15 protein-coding genes are annotated in these 15,447 nt (G+C 74.5%); 6 read left to right on the forward strand and 9 right to left on the reverse strand.

Annotated features, from left to right (window positions below; all coding sequences use genetic code 11):
- The 5 genes from K2F47_RS09715 to K2F47_RS09735 all read right to left on the reverse strand — a co-directional run bounded on the left by K2F47_RS09715 (position 1) and on the right by K2F47_RS09735 (position 4,208).
- Positions 1-969: a sugar kinase gene (locus K2F47_RS09715; RefSeq protein WP_242902433.1), complete on the reverse strand. Its 969-nt coding sequence runs from the start codon at positions 967-969 to the stop codon at positions 1-3.
- Positions 970-972: 3 nt separating this feature from the next.
- Positions 973-1,632 (reverse strand): RraA family protein, encoded by a 660-nt coding sequence (locus tag K2F47_RS09720; protein WP_242902434.1) that lies wholly within the window; start codon positions 1,630-1,632, stop codon positions 973-975.
- A gap of 173 nt (positions 1,633-1,805) precedes the next feature.
- Positions 1,806-2,852, reverse strand: a complete 1,047-nt coding sequence (locus K2F47_RS09725) for a LysR family transcriptional regulator (RefSeq protein ID WP_242902435.1) — start codon at positions 2,850-2,852, stop codon at positions 1,806-1,808.
- 96 nt (positions 2,853-2,948) lie between these two features.
- Positions 2,949-3,437, reverse strand: a complete 489-nt coding sequence (locus tag K2F47_RS09730) for a 2,4'-dihydroxyacetophenone dioxygenase family protein (RefSeq protein WP_242902436.1) — start codon at positions 3,435-3,437, stop codon at positions 2,949-2,951.
- A gap of 42 nt (positions 3,438-3,479) precedes the next feature.
- Entirely contained in the window at positions 3,480-4,208 is a 729-nt protein-coding gene (locus K2F47_RS09735) for an SDR family NAD(P)-dependent oxidoreductase (RefSeq protein ID WP_242902437.1), read from the reverse strand.
- A gap of 250 nt (positions 4,209-4,458) precedes the next feature.
- Between K2F47_RS09735 and K2F47_RS09740 the strand changes: the two genes are divergently transcribed.
- The 4 genes from K2F47_RS09740 to K2F47_RS09755 all read left to right on the forward strand — a co-directional run bounded on the left by K2F47_RS09740 (position 4,459) and on the right by K2F47_RS09755 (position 9,466).
- Positions 4,459-5,967: a cryptochrome/photolyase family protein gene (locus tag K2F47_RS09740; RefSeq protein WP_272496464.1), complete on the forward strand. Its 1,509-nt coding sequence runs from the start codon at positions 4,459-4,461 to the stop codon at positions 5,965-5,967.
- A 132-nt stretch (positions 5,968-6,099) separates the two neighbouring features.
- The gene (locus tag K2F47_RS09745) at positions 6,100-6,888 is read left to right on the forward strand and encodes a carotenoid biosynthesis protein (RefSeq protein WP_242902439.1); all 789 of its coding nucleotides are present in this window, start codon (positions 6,100-6,102) and stop codon (positions 6,886-6,888) included.
- Positions 6,876-8,342 (forward strand): phytoene desaturase family protein, encoded by a 1,467-nt coding sequence (locus K2F47_RS09750; RefSeq protein WP_242902440.1) that lies wholly within the window; start codon positions 6,876-6,878, stop codon positions 8,340-8,342. The genes K2F47_RS09745 and K2F47_RS09750 overlap by 13 nt, the downstream gene beginning before the upstream one ends.
- A complete protein-coding gene (locus tag K2F47_RS09755; protein WP_242902441.1) occupies positions 8,342-9,466 on the forward strand; it encodes a glycosyltransferase family 2 protein in 1,125 nt (374 codons plus the stop codon). Before K2F47_RS09750 ends, K2F47_RS09755 begins: the two co-directional genes overlap by 1 nt.
- Here K2F47_RS09755 and K2F47_RS09760 read toward each other — a convergent pair.
- A complete protein-coding gene (locus tag K2F47_RS09760; RefSeq protein WP_242902442.1) occupies positions 9,417-10,013 on the reverse strand; it encodes a glycerol-3-phosphate acyltransferase in 597 nt (198 codons plus the stop codon). The two genes, K2F47_RS09755 and K2F47_RS09760, sit on opposite strands and share 50 nt — an antisense overlap.
- Between K2F47_RS09760 and K2F47_RS09765 the strand changes: the two genes are divergently transcribed.
- Positions 9,988-10,707 carry a spheroidene monooxygenase gene (locus tag K2F47_RS09765; RefSeq protein ID WP_242902443.1) on the forward strand — a complete coding sequence of 240 codons (720 nt, stop codon included), beginning with the start codon at positions 9,988-9,990 and terminating at the stop codon, positions 10,705-10,707. The two genes, K2F47_RS09760 and K2F47_RS09765, sit on opposite strands and share 26 nt — an antisense overlap.
- Before the next feature lie 5 nt (positions 10,708-10,712).
- On the opposite strand, the gene K2F47_RS09770 is transcribed toward K2F47_RS09765, so the two are convergent.
- The 3 genes from K2F47_RS09770 to crtI are packed head-to-tail and all read right to left on the reverse strand — an operon-like array spanning position 10,713 to position 14,090.
- Positions 10,713-11,687 (reverse strand): phosphate acyltransferase, encoded by a 975-nt coding sequence (locus K2F47_RS09770; protein WP_242902444.1) that lies wholly within the window; start codon positions 11,685-11,687, stop codon positions 10,713-10,715.
- A 1-nt stretch (position 11,688) separates the two neighbouring features.
- The gene (locus tag K2F47_RS09775; protein ID WP_242902445.1) at positions 11,689-12,594 is read right to left on the reverse strand and encodes a phytoene/squalene synthase family protein; all 906 of its coding nucleotides are present in this window, start codon (positions 12,592-12,594) and stop codon (positions 11,689-11,691) included.
- The gene (gene crtI / locus K2F47_RS09780) at positions 12,591-14,090 is read right to left on the reverse strand and encodes a phytoene desaturase family protein (RefSeq protein ID WP_242902446.1); all 1,500 of its coding nucleotides are present in this window, start codon (positions 14,088-14,090) and stop codon (positions 12,591-12,593) included. Before crtI ends, K2F47_RS09775 begins: the two co-directional genes overlap by 4 nt.
- A 402-nt stretch (positions 14,091-14,492) precedes the next feature.
- On the opposite strand from crtI, the gene K2F47_RS09785 reads away from it, so the two are divergent.
- Positions 14,493-15,413, forward strand: a complete 921-nt coding sequence (locus K2F47_RS09785; RefSeq protein WP_242902447.1) for a MerR family transcriptional regulator — start codon at positions 14,493-14,495, stop codon at positions 15,411-15,413.
- Positions 15,414-15,447: the final 34 nt, after the last annotated feature.

Consider the following 15,447-nt stretch of genomic DNA (forward strand, 5'->3'; position numbering starts at 1 on the left):
TCATCTCCTGATCGGTCTGGAAGGTCGGACGAGTCGGGGGTCCCCGGCGAGCACGGCGTCGACGGCGTCGCGGTGGGGGATGGGGGTGACCGCGCCGGGGCCGGTCGTGGTGAGCGCCGCCGCCACCGCCGCGTAGCGGGCGGCCTCGGGCGCCGACGCGCCGTCCAGCAGCCGGGCCGCGAACGCGCCGTCGAAGGTGTCGCCCGCCCCGGTGGGATCGACCTGCCGGACGGGGTGCGGGTCGACGCGGGTGACCGTGCCCTCGTGGGCCAGCAGCGCGCCCCGCGCGCCCATCTTCAGCACCACGATCGCCGGCCCGCGCCGGACGAAGGCGTCCAGCACCTCCCGCGGGTCGTCCGCCCCGGTGAGCGCCCGGCCCTCGGTGAGGTTCGGCAGCGCGATATCGCACAGCTCGACGGCCCGCATGATCACCGCGCGGGCGCGCTCGGCCGGCCAGAGGGCGGGCCGCAGGTTCGGGTCGTAGCTGACCAGCGCGCCGGCCCGCCGCGCCAGCTCCATGGCGTGGAACCCCGCGTCGCAGGCCGACGGGCTGATCGCCTGGGTGATCCCGGTGACGTGGACGAGCCGCGCCCGGCTGACGGCGTCGACCGGGATGTCCTCCGGCGCGAGACGGCTGGCGGGGGAGTGCGCGCGGTAGTAGACGAAGCGGCTCTCCGCCTCCGTCCGGGAGACGAAGTAGATGCCGGTCCGCCCACCGGCCTCGCGCACGACGTGGTCGGTGCCGACCCCCTCCCGCTCCCACATGTGCAGGAGCGCCGTGCCGAAGTCGTCGTCGCCGATCCGGGTGACGTAGCCGGCCCGGGCGCCCGACCGGGCCGCGGCCACGGCGAAGTTGGAGGTGTCGCCGCCGTAGCCGGCGGTGAACGCGTCGTCTTCCCGGATCGGCCGGGCGCCGTCGATCCGGGCGTTGAACTCCAGGAGCGGCTCGCCCACCGCGAGGATGTCCACCGCTCAGATCCGGCCGTGCTTCTCGATGCCGCCGCGCAGCGAACCCGACTCGAGGATCAGCGCGGTCTGCTCCCGCTCCCGCCGCTCGATCTCCAGCGCCGCTTCGAGCACCGAGGCGACGCTCTCCGAGGGCACGCACACCACCCCGTCGGCGTCGGCGACGATGAGGTCGCCGGGACGCACCGCCACGCCGCCCATCTCCACCGGCTCGTTCAGCGACACCGTGCGGTAGCGGCCCACCGTGGTCGCGGGCACGCTGCCCCGGGCGTAGATGGGAAAGTCCGGGTAGTCGCGGCGGATCTCCTCGACGTCGCGGACGCCCGCGTCGAGCACCGCGCCGGCGACCCGGTTGGCCACGGCCCCCGCCGCCATCAGGCCGCCCCACACGGCGACGTCCGCACCACCCGCGGCGATGCAGACGACGCTGCCCGGCTCCGACTCGTCGATGGCCCGCAACGCGTGCTCCGGCGGGGCCGGCTCGGGCGAGGGCACCTCCAGCACCGTCGCCGCCGGGCCGACGAGCCGGCCCGCGCCCGGGAGCATCTGCCGGACGCTGCCGGACAGGTAGCCGCGGCGCCCGCCCAGCTCCACCGCGTCGGCCACCGAGGCGGTCGCGATGCCCCGGAATGCGGTGATGATATCGGCGGAAAGCGTCGTGGTCATGGTGGGCTCCGTTCTCTGCAAAAGCGTTCCCGGTAGGGCGCCGCATTCCGGAGACGGAATTCGCCGGGCATTACTGGCCCGGTGAAGCGGCTACAGGAAACTGTAGAAGCGGATTGTCGGAGCGGTTAAGACTGGAGCTCGAATGCGGGTATTCGACAAATGGATGCCGACCGCTATACGGCGGTCGGCAGGGAGGGCGGGGCGGCGCCCGGTCGGCCGCCGGCGATGCCCGCCGGGCCCTTGGTCGTGGACGCCGGGCCGCCGGCGGTGCCCGTCCGGCGCTCGGGGGCGTCCGGCCACGGCCACACGGGCGGGGCGAGCCGGCTCAGGCAGTCCCGTACCGCCTTCACGGCGGGCGACTCGCTCTCGCCCTGCCGCCACCAGAGCGCGACGACGCGGTCGAAGCCCACGCCGGCGAGCGGGACCAGGCAGACGCCGTCGGTGTTGGCGGTGGTCATGGCGAGCGCGTTCGTGATGCCGACGCCCAGGCCGTGGCGGACCAGGGAGATCAGCGTCTGCGGCTGGTTGGTGCGTTCGCTGATCACCGGGTGCAGCCCGTGGTTGGCGAACGCGAGGTTGGTCTCGTACTGCCGGCCGTGGCCGTCGTCGATCTCCCCGATGCTGATCACCGGCAGCCTGGCGGCCTGCGCCAGCGTCACCTCCGGCTCGCGGGCCAGCGGGTGGTCGGCGCGGAACACGGCGACGAGCGGTTCGCGCCACAGCACTTCGCTGGTCACCCGGTCGGAGTTGACCAGCGGGTGCAGCGGACGCGCGGCGAGGTCGACGCCACCGTCCGCGAGCCGCTCGCCGATGTCGAGGCTGGTGCCCTCGTGCAGCACCAGGCGTACCTGCGGATGGGCCTCCCGCAGCGCCCGTACCGCCCGGGGGTACAGGAACGCCGCGACGCTGGGGTAGCAGCCCAGGCGCACCGTTCCGCACACGCTCCCCGCCGCCGTCTCGGCGAGCAGGCCGAGCCGGCGGATGATCTCCTCGGCGTGCGGCAGCAGGCCGCGGCCTTCGGGGGTGAGGATGGACGGCTGAACGGAACGGTCCACAAGACGCCGGCCGACCAGCTGCTCCAGGGCGGCGACATGGCTGCTGACACGTGGTTGGGAGCGGTAGAGAGTCCGGGCGGCGGCGGAGAAGCTGCCGTGGCGGGCCACCGCCACGAAGCTCGCGATCCAGTCGATGCGGTAGTGATGCGCGCTGTTGAGGTCCATGGCACGTCCTCCCAAACCGAGATCGTCGAGAACCTTACATGCGGCGCACGGATAGTTAAATGGTGCAGATCGGTTGTTGAGACCCCTGGGGTGCCGTCAACGGACGAACTGGTCGGCGTAGTCGGCGCCGAGGCCGTTCCGCGCGTAGTGGGCCCGGCACATGTCTATCTTCGTGAACGTGTCCTCGTAGCCGATCTGCTCACCGTGCTCGTCGACGTAGGCCATGGCGCCCGTGATGTTGAAGAAGGTGATCATCTCGGCGCAGTCCGGGGGCACCTCCAGCGTGTGGATCTCGCCGGGGGGCTCGTAGACGAAGTGCCCGGCCTCGGCGACCCACTCGTGCTCGTGGTACTGCCACTTGCCCTTGACGACGTAACCGAAGACGACCCCCGGATGCCGGTGCCGGGAGACGATGCCGGCGGCGGTCACCTTGAGCAGGTTGCACCACTGCCCGGTCACGGTGTTGAACATCAGCGGGCGGAACCACACGTTCGGCGCCTGCGGCACCCAGACCCGGTCGTCGTCGGGCACCGCGGCCACGGCGATCTCCGGCGGCACGGCGGAGGACATCGGAATGGCGGCCATGACATCGGTCCTTTCTCGGAATTCAGGAAATGGAAAGCCCACTCACGCGGCCAGATATCCGCCGTCGACCGCTAGCACGGCGCCGGTGATGAACGCGGCGTCGGGGCCGGCGAGGAACGACACGGCGCCGGCGATGTCCGCGGGCATCCCCCAGCGCCCCATCGGCGTGCGGTCGAGGATGCGGCGGCTGGTCTCGGCGCTCTCGTGCAACTCCTGGGTCATTCCGGTGCGGATCCAGCCCGGCGCGACGGCGTTCACCCGGATCCCCTCGTCCGCCCAGGCCACGGCGAGGGACTTGGTCAGTTGCAGCACACCGCCCTTGCTGGCGCTGTAGGCCGGGACCCGGCCACCGCCGAAGAAGCTCAGCATGGACGCGATGTTGACGATGCAGCCGTCCGAGCCGGCCAGCGCCTCGCGGGCGGCGAGGCAGCTCTGCATGGTGCCGGTGAGGTTGACCCCGACGACGTCGGCGAACACCTCGGGCTCGAACTCCCGTCCGCGCGCGATGATTCCGACCGCGTTGATGAGGACGTGCAGTTCCCCGAAAGCGCCCAGGAATCGGCGAAGCTCGTCCTCCCGCCGGACGTCGAGCTCCACTCTCCTCACCTTTTCGGGCAGTTCGCGCGCGGCGCTCCCGGCGTCGAGTCCGGCTGCGACGACGTCGTCCCCGTCGGCGGAGAAACGGCCGGCGATCGCGGCGCCGATCCCGCTGGTCCCGCCGATCACCACCACGGTCCGTCCCCCGGGCCCCGCAACGCGGTCATCGTGCACGGCTGTCTCCTCCAGTGTTCGGCTCCGATACGACGAACCCAAGTGAACACAGGCGAGGAACGGCCGTCAGTCCCCATACGAGAGGGGAATGAGGGTCATTCGCATGCCCTCGCACCACCCGCCGCCCCGCGACCCGTGGCCGCCCTGCGCCCGCGAGATGATGTCGGCCCCGCTGGTTGGCGCGCCGCCTTCTCGCGGCGCGGGTCATGCTCCAGACTGGGCCGGGGGTCCAGGTATTCGGGGGAATCGCATGGGGGCTCACGACCGTTCGCAGGCCGCGTTCCACTGGTTGTTGGGGGACCAGCTGGGTCCGCACTTCCTTCGGCCGAACAGTGACATCGTCATGATCGAGTCGCGGGGGGTCTTCCGGCGGCGCCGCTTTCACCGCGCCAAGGCGCACCTGATGCTGTCCGCGATGCGGCACCGCGCGGCCGAACTCGGCGACCGGGTGCGCTACGTCCAGGCGGACACCTACCGCGACGGCCTGGTGCAGGCGGTGGGCGACGCGCACGCGACCGTCCACCATCCCACCTCGCACGCCGCCCTCCGCTTCGTTCAGGGCCTGCGGCAGATCGAGGTGCTGCCACCGCGCGGTTTCCTCGTCCAGCCGGAGGCCTTCGCCCGGTGGGCGGGGTCGGTCCGCGGCGAGCGGTTGCGGATGGAGGACTTCTACCGGCGGGTGCGCCGGGAGCACGACCTGCTGATGGACGGCGACCAGCCCGCGGGCGGCAGGTGGAATCTGGACGCCGAGAACCGTGAGCCTCCGCCCAAGAACACGGACGCACTGCCGGTGCCGGCCCCCTATCGGCCCCGGGAAGACGCCATCGACGAGCAGGTCAGGGCCGATCTGGACCGGTGGGAGCGGAGCGGGGAGGTGGCGTTCGTCGGCCGGGACGGGCCGCGCGGGTTCCCCGCCACCCGCGCCGAGGCCCGGCGAGCGCTGCGCACGTTCGTGACCAGGCGCCTGCCCACCTTCGGCCGGTGGGAGGACGCGGTACTGGCCGGGGACTGGGCGATGAGCCACAGCATGCTCTCCTCCTCGCTCAACCTCGGGCTGCTGGACCCGGCCGAGTGCGTCGAGGCCGCCGAGGCCGCCTACCGCGCGGGCGAGGCGCCGCTCAACTCCGTCGAGGGCTATGTCCGGCAGGTCGCCGGGTGGCGCGAGTACATGTGGAACCTCTACTGGTACCTCGGCCCCGGCTACCGCGAGTCCAACGCCCTGGGGCACCGCGCGCCGGTGCCGGAGTGGTTCGCGGAGCTGGACGCCGACGCCGTCCGGGCGCGCTGCCTGTCGGCCACGCTGGCGCAGGTCCGCGACCGGGGCTGGGTCCACCACATCCCCCGGCTGATGATCCTGGGCAACCACGCCCTGCAACGCGGCTGGGATCCGGCGGCGGTGACCGACTGGTTCCACCGCTGCTTCGTCGACGGCTACGACTGGGTGATGCTCACCAACGTGATCGGCATGTCCCAGTTCGCCGACGGCGGCCGCGTCACCACCAAGCCGTACGCCTCCGGCGGCGCCTACATCAACACCATGAGCGACCTGTGCGGCCCCTGCGCGTACCGCCCCGCCGAACGTACCGGTGAGCGGGCCTGCCCCTACACCGCCGGCTACTGGGAGTTCGTCCACCGGCACCGTGAACGGCTGGCGCACAACCACCGCACCGCCCGCGCCGTCAAGCAGCTTGAGCGCCTCGGCGACCTCGACGAGGTGCTGCGACAGGCGCGGCGGCGCGACCCGGACGCGGCGCCCTGACAGCGCCGCGCCGACTCCGAACGGTGCCGGACGCTTGCCGTGACGCCTTCCTGGGAAGCCGGAAAGCGGCGTTTCGTCGTGGAATGTCGGACGGGTGCGTCCGCGGAGCCGTCGGGCTCCGAAGGATGGTGTGTGGGATACGTGCGGAGAAGCCGGGACGAGGCGGCGCCGACGGCCCTCTGGCCGGTCGGGGTCGGGTTCCTGGGCGCGATGGTGGCCGCGCAGGTCGCGTCCGGAGTGCGGGCGGAGCCGGTCCGGCTGACCAGCGTGGTCGTGGTGTTGCTGGCGGCGAGCGCGGTGGCGTTCCTGGCGGACCGGTGCGGTCTTCGCCGGGCGGGCGGCGCCTTCCTCGCGGTGGCGCTCGCGGGGTACACGGCCGAGTGGATCGGCGTGCGCACAGGCCTGCCGTTCGGGGAGTACTCCTACACGTCGGTGCTGAAGCCGCAGGTCGGGGGTGTGCCGGTCGTCGTGGCGGCGGCCTGGGGCGGTATGGGTCTGGCGGCGCACGCGGTCGCGGCGGCCCTGGCGCCGAACCACCGCTGGCGGCGATGGTCCCTCGGGGCCGCGGCCCTGACGGCGTGGGACCTGTTCCTCGACCCGCAGATGCTGCGGCTGGGGTTGTGGACGTGGGCGGACGGCGGCGCCTACCGGGGCGTGCCGCTCAGCAACTTCGCCGGGTGGCTGCTGGTCTCCTTCCTGGTCATGGTGGTGATCGATGTGGTCGTCGGGCCGGGGGCCGCGGGCGTGTCCCGCGGGCTCGTCGCGCTGTACGCCGTGATGGCGGCGATGGAGACGCTGGCGTTCGCGGCGGTGTTCGAGCCGCGGGACGCGGTCGTGGCGGCGACCGGGGGCGTGTCGATGGGGACGTTCGCCGTCCTCGCGTGGAGGCGGACCTGGTGGAGGCGGGCATGGCGGAGGTGATCGTGGTCGGCGGCGGTGTCGGCGGGATGGTCACCGCACTGCTGCTCGCGCGGAACGGGCACGAGGTCCGGTTGTTCGAGCGGCTCGACCGGCTCGGCGGGAAGCTCGCGGAGCACGAGCGGGAGGGGTTCGTGTTCTCGCTCGGACCGTCGCTGCTCACGATGCCCGGGCTCTTCAGAGACCTGGGGGTCGGGTGCGCGATGGTCGAGCCGGAGGAGTTGTGCCGCTACCACTTCGCTGACGGATCGCGCCTGCGCGCGTTGCGCGATCCGGTGCGGATGGAGGAGCAGGTCGAGTCGCTGGCCGCGGGGCAGGGGCGCGCGTGGCGGGCCTTCTACGGCTGGGCGCGGGAGTGCCTCGCCGCGTCGCGGCGGACGTTCTTCGCCGGGCCGCTGGGCCGCCCGCCTCAGCAGGCCCGGCTCGGTGACCTGCGCGCCGTCGCGCCGGGCCGGACGCTGGACGGGCTGGCGCGGCGCTTCTTCGGCGACCCGCGGCTGCGCCAGTACGTGGACCGGTACGCGACGTACGCGGGGTCGAGCCCGTACCGGGCGCCGGCCGCGCTGGGCTGCGTCCCGGCGATCGAGCACGGGGAGGGCGGCTGGTACGTGCCGGGCGGGCTGCCGCGGATCGCCGGGGACCTCGGCGGGCTGCTGGCGGCGGCGGGCGCCGAGGTCCACCTCGGCGCCGAGGTGACCGAGGTGGTCGCCGACCGGGCCGCCGTGTCCGGCGTACGGCTCGCCTCGGGCGAGCGGGTGACCGCGGACGCCGTGGTGGTCAACGCCGACGCGGCGGCGCTCTACGGCCGGCTGCTGCCGGACCGGCGGAGGCTGCGCCGGATCGCCGGGCTCGGCCTGTCGTCGTCGGCGCTGCTGCTGCTCGCCGGTGTGGAGGGCCGGACGCCGGGGCTGCCGCACCATTCCGTCGTCTTCTCGGCCGACTACCGGCGGGAGTTCGACGACATCTTCCGGCACCGCAGGCCCGCGCGGGACCCCACCGTCTACGTCGGCTGCTCGGCGGTGGACGACCCGGCGCAGGCGCCCGCCGGGGCCGAGAACTGGGCGATGCTGGTCAACGTCCCGGCGGGGGACCCGGGCCGGTGGCCGATGCCGGTCGAGTCCTACCGGGACCTGGTGCTGGAGCTCCTGGCGCGGCGCGGGCACGACCTGTCGGGACGCCTGCGGTTCGTGGACCTGTTCACGCCGGCGGACCTGCGCGACCGGTACGGAGCGTGGGGCGGGGCGGTCTACGGCAGCGCCTACGGGGGCCGCCTCGCGCCGTTCCGCAGGCCCGGGAACCGGGGGCCGCGGCACGGGTTGTACCTGGTGGGCGGGTCGGCGCATCCCGGCGGCGGGCTCCCGCTGGTCGCGATGGGCGGGCGGATCGTCGCCTCCCTCGTCGAGGAGGACTTCGGCCGCGCCCGCCGTCCCGCCCGCTCGGGTGAGGCGACGCCGTGATGGGCCCGCTGACCATGGCGCAGGCGGCGGCCGCCGGGATCGTGGCGGCGAGGCTCGCCCGGGGGCGCGACCGTCCGGCGCCGCTGGCGCCCGGGACCTCCAGACCGCCGCGGGAGCCGGTGTCGGTGGTGATCCCGGCGCGTGACGAGGAGTCCCGCCTCGGGGACTGCGTGGCGCCGCTGCTCGCCGACCCGGCGGTCAGCGAGGTCATCGTCGTGGACGACGAGTCCCGCGACGGCACGGCGCGGTCGGCGAAGGGGCTGGGCGCCGTCGTCGTCACCGGCGCGCCGCCGCCGGACGGGTGGGTCGGCAAGCAGTGGGCGCTGCACCAAGGCGTGCGCGCGGCGGCCGGGCCGATCGTGGTCCTGCTGGACGCGGACACGCGTCCGAAGCCGGGGCTGTGCTCGGAGTTGGCGGCGCTGCTGGACGCCCACGACCTGGTGAGCGCGGGGCCACGGTTCATCTGCGGCGGCGCGCTCGAGCAGGCGTTGCACGCCTCGCTGCTGGCCACGCTCGTCTACCGGTTCGGCCCCGTCGGGCCGACGGCGCGGCACCCGGACCGGCTGCTCGTCAACGGCCAGTGCCTGGCCTTCCGGAAGGAGCGGATGGTGGAGGCCGACGGGTTCGCGCGGGTCCGCCGCCATCTGACCGACGACGTGGCGCTCGGGCGGTTGCTCGCGCGCGACGGCTGGCGGGTCGCGTTCCGGGACGCGGGAGCACTGCTGGAGGTGGACATGCACGAGTCGGCCGCCGGTGTCTGGCGTGAGTGGGGCCGGTCGATCGGGCTGCGGGACGTGACCTCGGTGCCCCGCCTGGCGGGCGACCTGGGCGTGGTCTGGCTGACCTTGGGGCTGCCCGTCCTGCGGTTGGCGGCGGGTCGCGCCACCGCGCTCGACCTCGGGCTGCTGGCGCAGCGGTTCCTTCTCGTGGCCGCGCTGCGCGGAAGCTACGCGCGCCCGGGGCCGGGCCTGGCGGCGTCTCCGCTGCTGGACGCGGCCGCGGCCGTCCGGCTGACGTGGTCGGTGCTGGCGCCGCCGCGGACCTGGCGCGGTCGCCGCTACGGCCGCGCGGCGGTCAGGCCCGGCGGCCGGCCAGCGCGGCCTGACCGAACCGCAGTCCGATGAGGCACATCAGCGCCCCGGTGCCCGCGACCTGCTCGACCGGCGCGAACAGCAGTTGCAGCACCGGCAGGGAGAACACCGCCAGGCGGACGCCCCACGCGAACGACCGGAAGGCCAGCGCGCCCCCGGTGAGCAGAGCGACACCGAGCGCGAACGCCGGAGGGCAGACCACGGCGAACCCGCCGGCGAACGCGAGGACGGAGCGCCCGCCCCGCCACCCGGCGAACACCGGCCAGGAGTGCCCGGCCATCGCCGCCGCCACCGCCGCGTACACCGGCACGGCGCTCGCGCCGTCCGGCACGCCGAGAGCGCCCGTCTCGGCCCCGCTCACCAGCAGCCCGGCCAGCCCGGCCGCCGTCCCCTTGAGCATGTCGCCGGCGAAGACGGGGACGGCGGCCTTCCAGCCGAGCCGTTCCCTCACGTTCCAGAAGCCGGGGTTGCGGTCGCCGACGTCGCGCGGATCGAAGCCGTGGGCGCGTCCGACGAGCACCGCGACCGGCACCGAGCCGAGCAGGTAGCCGCCGATGACCGCCACGAGCACGGGGATCATCGCCTCGTTTCACCTCATCAGATACGCGGGACTGGACGCCATGCGGCACATGGCGTTCGATCGTCCGGTGCTGCGCGGCACCGGCGGGCTGCGGTTCTGGCGGCTCCTCGGCACGGGGCGGGGCCGGTCCATGAGCCCGGGCGCCGACCTGCGCCGCTGGGCGCTGTTCGCGGTGTGGGACGGGGAGCCCGCGCTGGAGCGCTTCCTGGAGCGCTCGCCGGTGGCCGCGCGCTGGCGGGACGAATCCGAGGAGGCCTGGCACGTCCGCCTCGCACCCCTGTGCTCCCGCGGCGGCTGGGGCGGGGCCGATCCCCTCGCCGCGGCGACGGGCACCTCGCGCGCGGCCCCGCCCGGGCCGGTGGCCGTGCTGACCAGGGCGTCGATCCGCCCTCGGCGGCTGGTGGGGTTCTACCGCTCGGTTCCCGAGGTCGACCGCCTGCTGCTCCGCCAGGACGGCTGCCTCGCCTCGGTCGGTGCGGGCGAGTGGCCGCTCGCCCGGCAGGCGACCTTCTCGCTGTGGGACGGTGCGCCGGCCGTGGGCCGCTTCGCCTACCGGTCGTCCGCGCACCGCGACGTCATCGGGCGCGTCCGTCGCGAGGACTGGTACAGCGAGGAGCTCTTCGCGCGTTTCGTCCCGTTCGGGAGCGAGGGCGCCTGGGACGGCCGCGATCCGCTGCGTCCCGTCCGGGCATGACCCGTTCACGTGGTCGACCCCGTGGCGCGACGGCCGTCCACCGGGGTCGGTGCCTCCCCGGCGGCTAGGTCGCACGCCACCACGCACGCGCGCGCGATGGCGGCCGCGTCCGACGCACCGTGCGCGACGACGACCGTCCCGGTCAACCCCAGCAGCGCGGCGCCCCCGTGGGTCTCGGCCGCGTAGAGGCGCGCGACCTTCTCCAGCACGCCGGGGTCGCTCGTCCCGGTGCGGAGCGCCAGCGCGCGGACGGTGCGGACACAGCCCTCGATGTTCTTCAGCACGACGTTCCCGGTGAACCCGTCGGTCACGACCACATCGACGGTCCCCGCGAGAACGTCGTGTCCCTCCACGTTGCCGTGGAAACGGATCGGCATGTCCGGTAGCAGCCTGGCGGCGTCCCGGACGAGGCGGTTCCCCTTGCCGGGCTCGGAACCGATGGACAGCAGGCCGACCGCCGGGTCGCGCACGCCGAGGACGTCGCGCGCGTAGGCGGCGCCCAGCGTCGCGAACTGCGCGAGCATCTCCGCCGTGGGATCGGCGGTGCCGCCCGCGTCGACCAGGACGGTGGAACCGGACGTGGTCGGGATCGCCACGGCCAGCGCCGGACGCCGGACCCCCTCGCGCCGCCCCAACGTGCGGACCGCGGCGGCCACCACCGCTCCGCTGGACCCGGCGGACACGAACGCGAGCCCCTCGCGCCTGGCCAGCTCGCAGCCCACCATCAGGCTCGATCTCCGCCGGGAGGCGGTGTGCCCGCCCCGCTCGGCCATGGGGACGACCTCGTCGGCGTGCCGTACCTCCACCTCGTCGGCGGCGCCGAACCGTCGCAGGCTCCGCCGGATCTCGGCGGCCCGCCCCACCAGGACCACCGGTACGCCGTGCTCGCGGTACGCCGCCAGCGCTCCCGGCACCGTTGCGTCCGGCCCGTGGTCGCCGCCCATCGCGTCCAGCACGACCCGTGCCCGTCGCCCGGCCATGTCAGGCGGTCCCGGCGGGGGAGCGCCGCTCGGCCCGGACCGCGGCGGACGCCGCGAGCAGGTGCCGCGCGTAGATCGCGGCGCGCCGCCGCCGGGGCACCCGGGCCCGTGCGGCCAGCACGTCGTGTCCGGCCGCGGCGATCTGGCCCAAGATGCCGCCGTACAGCTCATACGCGGCGCGGATGCAGGGGCGGGAGGACGGCGCCAGCAGCTTCACGCCGTCCAGGGCTCGGCGGTAATGGCCGCGGGCCCGGTCGGCCTCGAAGGCCACGAGCTCGCGCACGGCGCGGGTGCAGGCGCCCCTCGCGAGCTCGGATTCGGTCACGCCGAACTCGACCAGATCCTCTTGAGGCAGGTAGACGCGGCCTCGTTCCAGGTCCTCGGCGACGTCCCGGATGAAGTTGGTGAGCTGGAAGGCGCGTCCCAGTTCGCGGGCGGGCTCCCGCGCGGTCTGCTCGGCGCCTGGCACGGTCTCCAGGACGGGCAGCATCATCAGTCCGATCGCGGCGGCCGACCCCTCCATGTAGGCGAGGAGGTCCTCGTATGTGGCGTACCGGGTGACGGTCAGGTCGCTGCGCATCGAGGCCAGGAACGCGTCGATGTCGGCGCGTTCCACCCCGAAGGAACGCACGGTGTGCACGAACGCGGGCAGCACCGGGTCGTTCACCGGCTCGCCCGCCGTGGCGGCGTGCAGCCGTGCGGTGACCTGGTCGAGCGCGGCGGCCCGCACGGCCGGGTCGGCGGCCCCGTGCTCGTCGACGATGTCGTCGACATGGCGGGCGAAGCCGTACAGCGCGTGCACATGCCGGCGTTTCCACCCCGGGAGCAGCAGCGTGGCCAGATAGAACGAGCGGCCGTGCCGGGCGTTGAGGCGCCGGCAGTGCTCGTAGCTCGTGGTCAGCGTCATCGGCCGCCCTCCATGACGCGGGCGGCGGCCAACCTTCCGGAGATCAGAACGGGGGGCACGCCCACCCCGGGCGCGGTGTGCATCCCGGCGAAATGCAGGCCGGGGACGCGGCGGCTGCGGCCCGACGGCCGCAACCACGCCGTCTGCCGGAAGCGGTGGTCCAGCGCGAACGGCGTGCCCGCCGAATGGCCGAGGCGGGCCCACGCCGGCGGGTCGAAGGTCGTGCGCGGGGCCGACGACAGGTCCCCGTAGCCGAGGTCGGCCAGCCGGCCCAGCAGGCGTTCCACCAGCCGAGGGCCGAGCCGGTCCCAGTCGGCCCCGCTCGCCATGTTGGGGGCCGGTTCCAGGACGCTCAGCGTCGCGTGACCCGCGGGCGCGGAGGTGCCGTCGGGGGACGGGCAGGTGACCAGCAGGCTCGGATCGGGCTGCGGGCGCCCGGCCGCCAGCGCGTCGAACGTGCCGGCCCACCGGCGGCCGAAATGCAGGGTGTGGTGCGCCCGGTCCGGCGGCCGCCGGTCGATCCCGAAGTGCATGACCAGGCAGGACGGGGAGTACCGCGGTCTGCGCAGCCGCCAGTCGCGGGCCGCCTCCGGGAGCAGTCCGGCGTGCGCCCGCGGCAGGTCGCAGGCGACGACGACCTGGCTCGCCGGCAGCCGCTCGCCCCCGGCCAGCCGCACCGCCGTCACTCCGGACGCGCCGGTCTCCACCCGCTCGGCGCGCACGCCGTACCTGAACGACGCGCCGGCCTTCTCGGCCACGGTCGCCATCGCCTGCGGGATGGCGCGCATGCCGCCGCTGGAGGGGAAGTACACGCCGCCGACGGTGTCCATGTGCGCGATGACGGCGTAGATGGCGAGCGCCTTGTGCGGAGGCAGCCCGACGTACAGCGACTGGAAGGTGTGCGCCCGGACGAGCCGCTCGTCGGTCAGGTGGGCGGCCACGTAGCGGTCGAGGCGCCGGAACCCGCCCGCCGCCGCCAGCTTGAGCAGCGCGTAGGGGCGGGCCATTCCGCGGAGCCGGGTCATGTCCGCGTCGATGAACGACGACCATTCCGCGTCGAACATCTTCCCCAGTTCCCGCCGGAACCGCAGATACCGCGCGGCCTCCGCCGGGCCGCACAGGTCCCGGACGTTGCCCGCCATCCGCTGCGCGCCGGCCACGACGTCCAGGCGCGATCCGTCATGGAAGGCCAGCCGGTAGAACGGGTCCAGACGCCGCAGCGGCAGGACGTCCTCCAGGTCCTCGCCCGCCGCGCCGAACGTCTCGGCGAGCACGTCCGGCATCGTCAGCACCGAGGGGCCGGTGTCGAACCGGTAGGGACCGGCCTGCGCCGTGCCGCAGCATCCGCCCGGCTCGTCCCGAGCCTCGACCACGACCACCTCGCGTCCCCGCGCCGCCAGGTGGAGGGCCGCCGACAGCCCGCCCAGCCCGGCCCCGACCACCACGACCGGATGCCGCGCCGCCATCAGCGCCGCCCGCACGGGCCGGCGTCCCATGCCATACGAAGTCGGAAACGCACTGTTCCTCCATCGCCGTCCGAATAGGTTGTGCAGAGTCCTTCGGAACCCGGCGGCCGGCCGGTTGCATCCGCGCGGCGAACGGCCCGCCGGCCACTGCCGTCGTGGCCGCTCACGGCGCCCGGTGCGGTGCGTCGATCAGCGCTTCGTTTCGATCGGCCGCCCTGTACCCGGCGCCGATGCGGGCAAGCACGCGATGCCGGAGCCTTGCCCCCGCGCATGCCCGCCGATTACCGGGCCGCAGCCGCGACGCCGCTCGGAGCCGATGCGATGGTCGGGCCGGAAGCGCAACCGCGGGGAGCGGTTCCGGCGAAGTTCTGGGAGATCGTACGCTGTGCGGTCAGAACGGCGGCGCGGAGACCGGAACGCGGGAGCGGGACGATGGATCGGGAGCCCGGACTGGGTGTGGGCGCGGTGGCGCGGCACCTGGGCGTGGCGGCCGCCACCCTGCGCACCTGGGACCGCCGGTACGGCATCGGCCCCAGCGGGCGCAGCCCCGGCGGCCACCGCCGGTACACGCCCACCGACCTCGCGCGACTGGAGGCGATGCAGCGGTCGATCATCGCGGGCGCCCCTCCGGCGGAAGCGGCCCGGGCCGCGTTGGACGAGCCGCGCGGCGAGCCGCCGTCCAGCCGCGGGCACGGCGCCGGCGGCAACCGGGTCCCGCTGGGAGACCTGCCCGCCGGATCCGATCCGGCCGAGGTGCGGGGTCTCGCCCGGGCCGCGATGGCCATGGACGCACCGGCGATGACCCTGGCGGTCCGGGCGGCGATCGCGCGCGAAGGGGTCGTGGGGGCGTGGGACCGCCTGATCGTCCCGGTGCTGAGGGGGATCGGCCGCAAGAACGCGGCGTCCGGCGAATGCGTGGAGGTCGAGCACCTGCTGTCGACGGTGCTGCTCGCCTGCCTGGCGGAGGTGGCGCCGCCCGCCGAGCCGTTGAACGCCCGTCCCGTGCTGCTGGCCTGCGCGCCGGAGGAGCAGCACAGCCTGCCGGTGCACGCGCTGGCCGCCGCGCTCGCCCAGGCCGGTGTCGCGGTCGCCCTGCTCGGCGCGCGGGTACCGGCGCCCGCCCTGGCCGCCGCGATCCGGCGGACCGGACCGAACGCCGTCCTCGTCTGGTCGCAGACCGCGCGGACCGGCGACCCCGGTTGGCTGTCCGGACTCCCGGGCTCTCGACCGGCGGTGCGTCTCCTGGTCGGCGGGCCGGGGTGGAACCGGCGCCGGCTTCCCTCCACTACGCGGCTCGTGACCGACCTGTCCGAGGCGGTCGCCGCGATCAGCTCAGCGTTCACCCGTCCCTGACCTGCGGAAAGATTCCGCCATCTTTAGGGTGTCG

It is taken from the genome of Actinomadura terrae (assembly GCF_022751215.1).
Taxonomy (GTDB): Bacteria; Actinomycetota; Actinomycetes; order Streptosporangiales; family Streptosporangiaceae; genus Spirillospora; species Spirillospora terrae.